Here is an 11,595-nt window from a genome sequence, read left to right as displayed (position 1 = left end):
GGCATGCGCGACATCGGCAAGTCTCTGAAGTGGTGGGAACGGCGGCGGCGGCAGTGGCAGCAGTGGCAGCAGTGGCGTCAGGGCTCGATGTGCAGCGCGGCCAGCGCGGCGTCGAAGCTGCGCGCGGCGTCGGCCGCCTCGCCGCCCACGCAGTTGACGTGGCCCATCTTGCGCGAGGGGCGCGCGTCGCTCTTGCCGTACAGGTGCAGCTTGGCGCCGGGCTGGCCCAGCACCGCGTCCCACGCCGGCGTGCGCTCGAGGCCGAACTCGAACCAGGCGTCGCCGAGCAGGTTGAGCATCTTGCCGGCCGAGTGCTGGCGCGTGCTGCCCAGCGGCAGGCGCGCCATCGCGCGCACCTGCTGCTCGAACTGGCTGGTCTCGCAGGCGTCCATCGTGATGTGGCCGGAGTTGTGCGGGCGCGGCGCCATCTCGTTGGCGACCAGCGAGCCGTCGGTCAGCACGAAGAACTCGATGCACAGCACGCCCACGTAGCCCATCTCGGTGGCAATGGTGGCGGCCGCCGCGCGCGCGCGGTCGGCGATGTCGTCGGAGACGCTGGTCGACGGCATGGTGGTGGCGAACAGGATGCCGTCGCGGTGCACGTTCTCGGCCAGCGGCCAGGTGGCGGTGCTGCCGTCGGCGGCGCGCGCGGCCAGCACCGAGACCTCGTAGGCCAGCGGCAGCATCTTTTCCAGCACGCACGGCACGCGCTGCATGGCGCGCCACGCGGCGCGCACGTCCTCGCGCGTCTTGACGCGGGCCTGGCCCTTGCCGTCGTAGCCCATGCGCGCGGTCTTGAGGATGCCGGGCAGCAGCCCCTCGGGCACCTGGTCGACGTCGGCGTCGTGCTGGATCACCCAGTGCGGCGCGGTGGGCACGCCGGTGCGCTCGGCGCACGAGGCGAAGAACTTCTTCTCGCCGATGCGGTTCTGCGCGATCGACACGCAGTAGCCGCGCGGCGCGACGAACGCGCCGAGCTGCTCGAGCCGGTCCAGCGAGAGCGAGGGCACGTTCTCGAACTCGGTGGTCACGGCCGCGCACAGCGCGCCCATCTCGGCCAGCGCGGCCTCGTCGACGTAGGGCGCGCAGATGTGCTTCTCGGCGATGGTGCCGGCCGGGCTGTCCTGGTCGGGGTCGAGCACGCAGACCTTGTAGCCCATCGCCTGGGCAGCGTGCGCGAACATGCGGCCGAGCTGGCCGCCGCCGAGCACGCCGAGCCAGGCGCCGGGCAGGATCGGCGCGCTGGGATTGTCGATGCCGAACTCGGCGCGCGATTCCGGCGTGTGGGCTTCGACCAGATGGGGATGGATGTCGGTGGGCACGCAGGCCTCCTGAAACGAATTTTGGAAAACGGGGCGCTACACCAGTACCACCAGCATCATGGGCACTTCGGGCGCCGATGGCAACGGGGCCGGGAGCGAAAACGGGGACAGAGGCGGCAACGGCAGGCGGGGCGCGTCAGCGGTGGCCGCGCGACTTCAGCCAGTAGCGCTTGCCCATGCGCACGCCGGCCAGCAGCATGATCATGCCGACCGCGGCGATGGCCATGCTCGGGCCGTCGCGGCCGAAGGTCTGGTAGGCCCAGCTTGCCCGCGTGGCCGCGTCCGGCTCGGCGCCGGCGCCGCCGAGGAAGCCCATGCCGTACCAGAACAGCAGGGTGCCGGCCACCGCCAGCACGACCGCCCGCACCAGTTCGCCGCGGGCCGGCGGCCGGACCGGCGCCGATGGCTTGGTTTTCGGCATGGCGCGGCTCAGACCGGCAGCGTCATCGCGCGCGCCGCCTCGGTCTGGCGGGCGCGGAACGCCTCGAGCGCCGCGGCCAGCGCGTCGTCGGTGGTGGCCAGCGTGGCGATGGCATGCAGCGCGGCGTTGGCGGCGCCGGCCTCGCCGATGGCGAAGGTGGCGACCGGCACGCCCTTGGGCATCTGCACGATCGACAGCAGCGAGTCCTCGCCGCGCAGGTACTTGGACGGCACCGGCACGCCGAACACCGGCACGATGGTCTTGGCGGCGATCATGCCGGGCAGGTGCGCGGCGCCGCCGGCGCCGGCGATGATCGCGCGCAGGCCGCGCGCGCGCGCGCTGGCGGCGTACTCGAACATCTCGTCGGCCATGCGGTGGGCCGAGACCACGCGCGCCTCGAAGGCCACGCCGAAGTCCTTCAGCATGGCCACCGCGTTCTGCATCACGTCCCAGTCGGAACTGCTGCCCATCACGACGCCGACCAGCGGCTTGGCTGTATTGCTCACGTCAAATCCTTATGAATCCGTCCGGCACGCTTTGCCGCGCCGGGTCACGCCTCTCGGCGGTTTGCTCCCCTCTCCCGCCCGCGGCAGAGGGGCCGGGGAGAGAGCGGGGGCTGGCAAGCGGCGCGGCGCCTCCCCAAATTACTGCAATTCCTCGCCCGTCAGCCGCGTCAGCGCCTCGCGGTACTTGGCGGCGGTCTTCTCGATCACGTCTTCGGGCAGCTTGGGCGCCGGCGCGGTCTTGGGCCAGGGCTTGCCGTCGATGCGCACGGCTTCGAGCCAGTCGCGCACGAACTGCTTGTCGAACGACGGCGGGTTGGTGCCGACCTGGTACGAGTCCGCCGGCCAGAAGCGCGACGAATCCGCGGTCAGCACCTCGTCCATCAGCGTCAGCGTGCCGTTGTCGTCCAGGCCGAACTCGAACTTGGTGTCGGCGATGATGATGCCGCGCGTGGCGGCGTAGTCGGCCGCTTCCTTGTACAGGCGGATCGAGATGTCGCGCATCTGGCGCGCGAGGTCCACGCCGATGCGGGTCTCGACTTCGCCGAACGAGATGTTCTCGTCGTGCTCACCCATCTCGGCCTTGGCGGCCGGGGTGAAGATCGGCTCGGGCAGCTTCTGCGCGTTCTGCAGGCCGGCGGGCAGCGCGATGCCGCACACGCTGCCGGTGGCCTGGTAGTCCTTCCAGCCGCTGCCGGCCAGGTAGCCGCGCACCACGGCTTCGACCAGGATCGGCTTGAGGCGCTTGACCACCACGGCGCGGCCCCTGACCTGCTCGACCTCGGCCGGGCTCACCACGCTTTCGGCGGTCACGCCGGTCTCGTGGTTCGGCACGATGTGGGCCAGCTTCTTGAACCAGAAATTGGCCATCTGGTTGAGCACGCGGCCCTTGCCGGGAATCGGCTCGCCCAGGATGACGTCGAACGCGGACAGGCGGTCGGAGGTGACGATCAGCAGCTTGTCGTCGCCGACGGCGTAGTTGTCGCGGACCTTGCCGTGGCCGAGCAGCGGCAGCGAAGTGATGGAGGACTGATAAAGGGCGTTGGACATGGTGGTTCCGATAAAACGCGGCGCCAGGCGCGCGGCCTGGAAAAGCGTCGTCCCCGGCGGCCCCCGCGCCGGGGACCCGGCCGGAGACGCAGGGCATACGTTGGCGCCGCCGGCGTGCCGGCGGCGCGGACTGCAATTTACTGCACGACCTGCGCGAGCGCGCCCGACTTGTACTGCTGGGCGATCGCGTCGAGCGAGACCGGCTTGATCTTCGAGGCCTGGCCTTCGCAGCCGAACGCGACGTAGCGCGCCTTGCACACCAGCTTGGCCGCTTCGCGGGCCGGCTTGAGGTATTCGCGCGGGTCGAACTTGCTCGGGTTCTCGGCGAAGAAGCGGCGGATCGCGCCGGTCATGGCCAGGCGGATGTCGGTGTCGATGTTGATCTTGCGCACGCCGAACTTGATCGCTTCCTGGATTTCCTCGACCGGCACGCCGTAGGTTTCCTTCATGTCGCCGCCGAACTTGCGGATTTCCTCGAGCAGTTCCTGCGGCACCGAGGACGAGCCGTGCATCACCAGGTGGGTGTTGGGGATGCGCGCGTGGATTTCCTTGATGCGGTCGATCGCCAGGATGTCGCCGGTGGGCTTGCGCGTGAACTTGTAGGCGCCGTGCGAGGTGCCGATGGCGATGGCCAGCGCGTCGAGCTGGGTGGCCTTGACGAAGTCGGCGGCCTGCTCGGGGTCGGTCAGCAGCATGGAGTGGTCGAGCTTGCCTTCGGCGCCGATGCCGTCTTCCTCGCCGGCCTCGCCGGTCTCGAGCGAGCCCAGGCAGCCGAGCTCGCCTTCGACGGTCACGCCGATGGCGTGCGAGAGCTGCACCACCTTGCGGGTCACGTCGATGTTGTACTCATAGTCGGACGGGGTCTTGCCGTCTTCGCGCAGCGAGCCGTCCATCATCACCGAGGAGAAGCCCAGGTCGATGGCGGCCTGGCAGACCGCCGGCGACTGGCCGTGGTCCTGGTGCATCACCACCGGGATGTGCGGGTAGGCCTCCACCGCGGCTTCGATCAGGTGGCGCAGGAAGTGCTCGCCCGCGTACTTGCGCGCGCCGGCCGAGGCCTGCATGATCACCGGCGCGTTGACTTCGTCGGCGGCCTGCATGATGGCCTGGACCTGCTCCAGGTTGTTGACGTTGAAGGCCGGCAGGCCGTAGCCGTTTTCGGCGGCGTGGTCGAGCAGCTGGCGCATCGATACGAGTGGCATGTCAAAACTCCTAAAGAAAGAATGGGGTGTCTCGGTATTTCGCTCGGTTCTTCGTATTCGTATTGTCGCGGGCGCCCGCCTGCCCTTCCGCTCGGCAAGACACAGACCCCGGCATCAGGCGCCGACCCTGACGATCTTCAGCGTGTTGGTGCCGCCGGGCTGGCCCATCGGCTCGCCGATGGTGAGCACGATGAAGTCGCCGCGCTGCACCACGCCGCGCGCCAGCAGCAGCTCCTCGGCCTGCTCCAGCGCGGTGTCGCGGTCGGTGCTGGCTTCCAGCGGCAGCGCCACCACGTTGCGGTAGAGCTGCATCTTGCGCTGCGAGGCCAGGTTGGGCGTCATGGCGTAGATCGGCACGTGGATGCGGTGCCGGCTCATCCACAACGCGGTGGCGCCGGAATCGGTCAGCGCGGCGATGGCCTTCACCTGCAAATGATAGGCGGTGAACAGCGCACCCATCGCGATCGACTGGTCGATGCGGGCGAAGGTCTGGTTGAGGAAATCGGTGTCGAGCTGCACCACCTCGGATTTCTCGGCTTCCACGCACACCGCGGCCATCGCCTCCACGGTTTCCACGGGGTAGCGCCCGGCGGCGGTCTCGGCCGACAGCATCACGGCGTCGGTGCCGTCCAGCACGGCGTTGGCCACGTCCGAGACCTCGGCGCGCGTCGGCACCGGGTTGACGATCATGCTCTCCATCATCTGGGTGGCGGTGATGGTCAGCTTGTTGGCCTCGCGCGCGAGCCGGATCATGCGCTTCTGCAGCGCCGGCACCGCGGCGTTGCCCACTTCCACGGCGAGATCGCCGCGCGCCACCATGATGCCGTCGCACGCCTGCAGGATCTCTTCCAGCACGCCCGGGCGGATCGCCTCGGCGCGCTCGATCTTGGCGATCATGCGGGTCTTGTGCTGGTGCGGCTGGCCGGCCACGGCGGCCAGCTGGCGCGCCATTTCCATGTCGGTGGCGTTCTTGGGGAAGCTCACCGCCACGTAGTCCGCGCCCAGCGCCATCGCGGTCTTGATGTCGTCCATGTCCTTGGCGGTCAGCGCCGGCGCCGACAGGCCGCCGCCCTGGCGGTTGATGCCCTTGTTGTTGGACAGCTCGCCGCCGATCTTCACGGTGGTGAAGATCTCGTGGCCGAACACGCGCTCGACCACCAGCACGATCAGGCCGTCGTTGAGCAGCAGCAGGTCGCCCGGGCCGACGTCGCGCGGCAGGTCTTCGTAGTCGAGGCCGGCGCGCTCCTGGTTGCCGAGCGCGCAGGTCGCGTCGAGGACGAACGGATCGCCGGCCTTGAGCGTGATCTTGCCCTGCTCGAACTTGCCCACGCGGATCTTGGGGCCCTGCAGGTCGGCCATGATGGCGACCTCGCGCCCGCACGCCTGGGCCGCCTCGCGCACCAGGCGGGCGCGCTCGAGATGGTCCTGGGCCGTGCCGTGGGAGAAGTTCAGGCGCACCACGTCCACGCCCGCCGCGATCATGCGCGTGAGCACCTCCAGCGTGCTGGAGGCGGGGCCGATGGTGGCGACGATCTTGGTCGAGCGGGTCATGAACACTGTTTCCTTGGCTTGTGGCCGGCCCGGTCCGGTGGCCGCGCGGTCCAGCATGGTCGGGCCGCCGGCGCCATCTCGTGGATGGGCACCGGCGGCGTCATCACAGGCGCCGCGCGGCGCGCGGCGCGTGCCGGCTCAGCCTGCCGCGCGCTGCTCCAGCACTTCGAAGGCCGGCAGCTTCTTGCCCTCGAGGAATTCCAGGAAAGCGCCGCCGCCGGTGGAGATGTAGCCCACGCGGTCGGCGATGTTGTACTTGGCGATGGCCGCCAGCGTGTCGCCGCCGCCGGCGATGGAGAACGCCTTCGACTCGGCGATGGCGCCGGCCAGCACCTTCGTGCCGTTGCCGAACTGGTCGAACTCGAACACGCCGACCGGGCCGTTCCACACGATGGTGCCGGCGGCCTTGAGCTGCTCGGCCAGCATCTGCGCGGTCTTCGGGCCGATGTCCAGGATCATGTCGTCGTCGGCCACGTCCGCGGCGTCCTTGACGGTGGCCGCGGCGGTGGCGCTGAATGCCTTGGCGCACACCACGTCGACGGGAATGGGCACCGAGGCGCCGCGCGCGGCCATCAGCTCGATGATGGCGCGCGCGTCGGCCACCAGGTCCGGCTCGGCCAGCGACTTGCCGATCTTCAGGCCGGCGGCCAGCATGAAGGTGTTGGCGATGCCGCCGCCGACGACCAGGTTGTCGACCTTGTCGGCCAGCGTCTTGAGGATGGTCAGCTTGGTCGAGACCTTGGAGCCGGCGACGATGGCCACCAGCGGCCGCGCCGGCTGGCCCAGCGCCTTGCCCAGCGCGTCGATCTCGGCCGCCAGCAGCGGGCCGGCGCAGGCCACCGGCGCGTACTTGGCGATGCCGTGCGTGGTGGCCTCGGCGCGGTGGGCGGTGCCGAACGCGTCGTTGACGTAGACGTCGCACAGCCGCGCCATCTTCTGCGCGAGTTCGTCGCTGTTCTTCTTCTCGCCCTTGTTGACGCGGCAGTTTTCCAGCAGCACCACTTCGCCGGGCTTGACCTGGCTGACCTCGCCGGTGCCGTCGACCCAGTTCTGCACGAGCCTGACCGGCTTGCCCAACAGTTCGGACAGGCGCGCGGCCACCGGCGCCAGCGAATCCTCGGGCTTGAACTCGCCCTCGGTCGGGCGGCCCAGGTGCGAAGTCACCATCACCGCGGCGCCGGCGGCCAGGCAGGCCTCGATGGCCGGCACCGAGGCGCGGATGCGGGTGTCTTCGGTGATGTGGCCGGCGTCATCCTGGGGCACGTTCAGGTCGGCGCGGATAAAGACACGCTTGCCGGCGATTTTGCCTTGGGAGATGAGATCGGAAAGACGCAGGACAGAGGTCATGGCGATGTGGAAGAGAGCGAAAATCGGGGAAATTCGGCATTTTACCTGAACGCAACTACCGTTTTGCGCGTTTTGGGCGCCGTCTTACCCAACCTCCGGGTTAGCCGCCGATCACAACCGGAGGCAAAGCTGCCGCATCCCCGCGGCATACCCCCTGAACGGGGGGTGAAAGATTCGCCGGCTGTCTCGTAACCTGCGCCACAGCGTGCATTGTCTCTACAAAGGGGCACGCGAAGACCAAGCCAGAGGCCCGCGATACCAGGCAAAGCCAGGCAATATCAGACGGGACCCACGGCACCAGGCCGGACGCGCTTTCGGGAAGCGGCGCCGGCGCCACACGGCACATGCCGTTGTCGCGATGCGGGGGTAATCATGAACGAGGACATGCACGGGGCAATCCGTGGCTTGTACGAAGGCATTCTCGACGCGCAGGCCTGGCAGCGCAGCCTGCACACCATCAGCAGCTTCGCCGGCTGCGCGCACGCGTCGATGATCGTGCGCGACACCGACCGCGACCTGATGACCGTCAGCGAGATGGTGCGGCCCGTGCACGAACTGCTCGCCGCCTACGAGGGCGAATTCCACGAGATCGACCCGGGCAAGCTGTTCGCGCAGAAGCTCTCGCCCGGACAGTGGTACATCGACGCGCGCGACTTCGGCGAAGGCGCCATGCGGCGCAGCCCGTTCTACCGCGACTTCTTCCACCGCTTCGACCTGTGCTCCTACGCCGCCTGCCTGGTCGAGCGGCAGCCGCACTACGAGGTGTATTTCGCCCTGCAGCGCTCGTTCTCGCAGGGCGTGTTCACCGAGGCCGACACGCGCGCGCTGGACTGGGCGCTGCCCCACATGCGCACCGCGATGGCGATGCGCGACCGCACGCTCGGGCTGACCATGCAGGCCCGGTTGTCGGCGCAGGTGCTGGAGCGCGTGTCGTTCGGCCTGATCGCCTTCTCGGCCGAGCGGCAGGTGCTGCTGAGCAACGCCATCGGCGAGCGCTGGGTGCGGCGGCTCGACCCCGCCGGCAAGGCCAGCGAATGGCAGCTCGGCCGCCCGCTGGCCGACATGGTGGCCGCCGCCTGCGCCGCGCACAGTCCGCAGCCGGCCCAGGCGGCGCTGGCGCGCCACCCCGACGGCGCCAGCGCGCAGGTGATCGTGCTGCCGCTGCCGCCGTCGCACCGCTTCGCGCTGCCGTGGCAGAAGCCGGCGGCGCTGGTGGTGATCCATGAAGACGGCGCGTCGGCCGCGCACCTGCCCGGGCTGCTGCGCGACCTCTACGGACTGACGCCGGCCGAGATCCGGCTCGCCGCCCTGCTGGCCACCGGCATGGGCCTGCCCGAAGCCAGCGAGCGCCTGCGCGTGCGCCACGAGACCGCGCGCAGCCAGCTCAAGGCGGTATTCCTCAAGACCGGCACCGGCACCCAGGCGCGCCTGGCGCGGCTGCTGACCCAGCTGGGCGCGGCGCTCGGGCCGGGGCCGGAAGCCGGTGGCGGCGACGGCGGCGACAGCGGCAAGCCGGACTGACCGGCCCCCGGCGGGGCTCAGGCGAACAGGCGCAGGCCCGTGTACACCGCCATCCCGGCCGCGATCATGCCGACCATGCGCCGCGTCAGCAGGTAGAACCCCAGCGCCACCGCGCCGGCTACCAGCTTGAAGTTGCCCGGCGCCACCGAGAAATGCCCCTGCCACGTCATCAGGTCCGGCAGGATGATGGCCGCCAGCGCGGCCGCCGGCGCATAGCGCAGCGCGCGCTGGAGGCGGTCCGGCACGCTCACGCGCTCGCCGGCCATCAGGAACAGCGCGCGCGTGACGATCGTCACCAGCGCCATGCCGGCCAGCGCGACCCAGATCTGGAAATGGCTCATGCGCGGTCCTCCGCCGAAGGCGCCGCGCCGGCACGCCCGGCCCCGGCATTGCGCCGGCGGATGCCGCGCAAGGTGGCGCGCGCCGCCAGCTCGTCGCTGGCCATGCCCGCGGCGATCGCCCCCACCACCGCCGCCACCAGCCCGAGCCGGTAAGGCAGGTCGAAGCACAGCAGCGCCAGCGTGGCCGCCACCGCGACCGCCAGCAGCGTCGAGCGCGAGCCGATGGTGGACACCATCACCGGGATCAGCGCCATCGTGCCGGCCAGCGCCAGCCCCCAGCTGTCCGGAAACGCGCTGGCCAGCACGATGCCGGCGATGGACGAGACCTGCCACATGACGAAGTTGGTCAGCGCCATGCCCCAGAAATACCCTTCCTTGCCCGGCTCGTAGCCCGGCGTGGCATAGCGCTGCATGAAATAGACGAAGTGCAGGTCGCCGTTGAACGACCCCAGCAGCGTGCGGCGCCACAGCGGCAGATGGCTGAAATGCGGCTGCAGCCCCGCGCTGAAGATCACGAAGCGCAGGTTGACGACGGCCGCCGTCAGCCAGATCGTCCACAGCGGCAAACCCGCCGCGAACAGCGGCAGCACCGCCAGCTGCGCCGACCCCGCGTAGACCAGCAGCGACATGCCGATGGCCTCCGGCACCGTCATGACCGACTTGCTCATCGCCACGCCCGTCACCAGCCCCCACGAAAACACCGCCGGCAAGGAAGGCGCGAAATGACGCGCGCCATCGACGAAACCCGCCCGTTCGGCCGGATCAAAACGCTGCCAGGCACGCTGCAGCGCCTGGGGAGACTGGAAGGTCATGATGCGAGGGATGGATGGGGCGGCTGCGCCGGGCAGGCAAGCCCGCGCAGGCAAGCGGCCATTATAGAGCCACCCCGCACCCTCGTAAGCATCCGCTTAACAGGAATAAGGCAGGAGCAAAACAGGGAAAAGACAAAGGAAAGACAAGAAAAGACAGGCAAACCCCAGGATTCCCGGCGCGCCCCACGGCAAAGCGAAGCGAGCCGTGGAGGGGGTCAGGTCCCGTATGCGGCGCCTCGCCGGCGGACCTGGAAGAGCGGAGAAGAGGGGCGCATGTCTGAGGATCGCCTTGAGGCGATCCGAGTTTGCGCCCCGGCCGCTCTTCCAGGTTCGACGGCGAGGCGCCGCATCCGGGTCGCCTTCTTTGCCTACTTTCTTGGCGAGACAAGAAAGTAGGTCGCCTCCCCGCAGGGGAGGTGAAACCGCAGTTGACGTTGAAGGGGAAAAACGCCAGCCAGCACCAACCAAATCAATCGATCGAAGCCCCCACACTCTTCACCACCCCCGCCCACTTCTTCCGGTCCGCCTTCACCGTCTCCCGGAACTGCTCCACGGTCTCGACGCGCGGCGAATTCCCCGCCTCGATCAGCTTCTGCCGGATCGCCGGCGTTTCCAGCGCCACCTTGACCGCGTCGTTGATCTTCTTGCTGATCTTCGGATCGAGCCCCTTCGGCCCGAAGAAACCGAACCAGATGGTGCTGTTGAAGCCCGCCAGGCCGCTCTCGGCGATGGTCGGCACTTCCGGGATCACCGCCACGCGGCCCTTGGTGGTCACGCCGAGCAGGCGCACCTTGCCGGCGCGGTATTGCGGCAGCACGCTCTGCACCTGGTTGAAAATGCAGCAGACCTCGCCCTTGAGCACGGCCTGCAGCGCGTCGGGGCCGCCCTTGTACGGCACGTGCACCATGTCCAGCCCGGCGCGCGCGTTGAACTCGGCGAAGGCCAGGTGCGTGCCGGTGCCGTTGCCGGTGGAGGCGTAGTTGTACTTGCCGGGGTTGGCCTTGACCTTCTCGATGAATTCCTTGACCGACTTCACGTCGATCACGGCCGGGTTCACGGTCAGCACGTTGGAGACCTCGACCAGCGGCGCCACCGGCGTGAAGTCGGCCTCGGCGTCGAACGGCAGGCTCTTGTACAGCGCCGGGTTGATGCCGTGGGTGGCGGCGGTGCCGAGCAGCAGCGTGTAGCCGTCGGGCTTGGCATGGGCCACCACTTCGGAGGCCACGTTGCCGCCGGCGCCGGGCCGGTAGTCGTAGATGATGGTGGTCTTGAGCGACTTCTGCAGCGACTCCTGCAGCGTGCGGCCGACCATGTCCACGCCCGAGCCGGCGGTGAAGCCCATCAGGATGGTGATCGGCTGGTTCGGCCATGCCGCGCCCTGGGCGCGGGCCGGCGCCGAAAGTGTGGAAACGGCGCAGATCGCCGCCAGCGCGCCGAGACCGGCGGCCAGGCGCGAAGCGCGGGTGCTGAATGGGAAGCGGCGGGAAGCAATGCGGAACATGGGGGGCACCGTCGGAAAAAAGGA

The 11,595-nt window shown here is 69.3% G+C and carries 11 protein-coding genes; 1 reads left to right on the top strand and 10 read right to left on the bottom strand.

The features are described 5' to 3' along the window. Nucleotides 1-77: 77 nt before the first annotated feature. The 7 genes from K206_RS0121370 to K206_RS0121340 form a co-directional block, all read right to left on the bottom strand. Complete coding sequence (locus K206_RS0121370) at nt 78-1,322, bottom strand: 5-(carboxyamino)imidazole ribonucleotide synthase (protein ID WP_020204430.1); 1,245 nt, start codon at nt 1,320-1,322, stop codon at nt 78-80. Nucleotides 1,323-1,458: 136 nt separating this feature from the next. Then, nucleotides 1,459-1,743 (bottom strand): hypothetical protein, encoded by a 285-nt coding sequence (locus K206_RS0121365; RefSeq protein WP_020204429.1) that lies wholly within the window; start codon nt 1,741-1,743, stop codon nt 1,459-1,461. A gap of 8 nt (nt 1,744-1,751) precedes the next feature. Then, a complete protein-coding gene (gene purE, locus K206_RS0121360) occupies nt 1,752-2,249 on the bottom strand; it encodes a 5-(carboxyamino)imidazole ribonucleotide mutase (RefSeq protein ID WP_020204428.1) in 498 nt (165 codons plus the stop codon). Nucleotides 2,250-2,387: 138 nt separating this feature from the next. Next, a complete protein-coding gene (locus K206_RS0121355) occupies nt 2,388-3,296 on the bottom strand; it encodes a phosphoribosylaminoimidazolesuccinocarboxamide synthase (protein ID WP_020204427.1) in 909 nt (302 codons plus the stop codon). 137 nt (nt 3,297-3,433) lie between these two features. Then, a complete protein-coding gene (gene fba / locus K206_RS0121350; protein ID WP_029043902.1) occupies nt 3,434-4,498 on the bottom strand; it encodes a class II fructose-bisphosphate aldolase in 1,065 nt (354 codons plus the stop codon). A gap of 114 nt (nt 4,499-4,612) precedes the next feature. Continuing rightward, a complete protein-coding gene (gene pyk / locus K206_RS0121345) occupies nt 4,613-6,049 on the bottom strand; it encodes a pyruvate kinase (protein ID WP_020204425.1) in 1,437 nt (478 codons plus the stop codon). A gap of 138 nt (nt 6,050-6,187) precedes the next feature. Then, on the bottom strand, nt 6,188-7,396 hold the full coding sequence (locus K206_RS0121340; protein ID WP_020204424.1) for a phosphoglycerate kinase: 1,209 nt from the start codon (nt 7,394-7,396) through the stop codon (nt 6,188-6,190). 372 nt (nt 7,397-7,768) lie between these two features. On the opposite strand from K206_RS0121340, the gene K206_RS0121335 reads away from it, so the two are divergent. After that, entirely contained in the window at nt 7,769-8,917 is a 1,149-nt protein-coding gene (locus tag K206_RS0121335; RefSeq protein WP_043366962.1) for a helix-turn-helix transcriptional regulator, read from the top strand. Nucleotides 8,918-8,934: 17 nt separating this feature from the next. On the opposite strand, the gene K206_RS0121330 is transcribed toward K206_RS0121335, so the two are convergent. The 3 genes from K206_RS0121330 to K206_RS0121320 all read right to left on the bottom strand — a co-directional run bounded on the left by K206_RS0121330 (nt 8,935) and on the right by K206_RS0121320 (nt 11,571). Then, entirely contained in the window at nt 8,935-9,258 is a 324-nt protein-coding gene (locus K206_RS0121330) for an AzlD domain-containing protein (RefSeq protein ID WP_020204422.1), read from the bottom strand. After that, on the bottom strand, nt 9,255-10,070 hold the full coding sequence (locus K206_RS0121325) for an AzlC family ABC transporter permease (protein ID WP_029043901.1): 816 nt from the start codon (nt 10,068-10,070) through the stop codon (nt 9,255-9,257). The genes K206_RS0121330 and K206_RS0121325 overlap by 4 nt, the downstream gene beginning before the upstream one ends. 469 nt (nt 10,071-10,539) lie before the next feature. Beyond that, the gene (locus K206_RS0121320) at nt 10,540-11,571 is read right to left on the bottom strand and encodes a tripartite tricarboxylate transporter substrate binding protein (protein ID WP_020204419.1); all 1,032 of its coding nucleotides are present in this window, start codon (nt 11,569-11,571) and stop codon (nt 10,540-10,542) included. Nucleotides 11,572-11,595 lie beyond the last annotated feature (24 nt).

Source organism: Cupriavidus sp. WS, from assembly GCF_000395345.1.
Taxonomy (GTDB): domain Bacteria; phylum Pseudomonadota; class Gammaproteobacteria; order Burkholderiales; family Burkholderiaceae; genus Cupriavidus; species Cupriavidus basilensis_B.
Note: the sequence above shows the minus strand (reverse complement) of the source record. Positions and strands in the feature narration are given on the sequence as shown.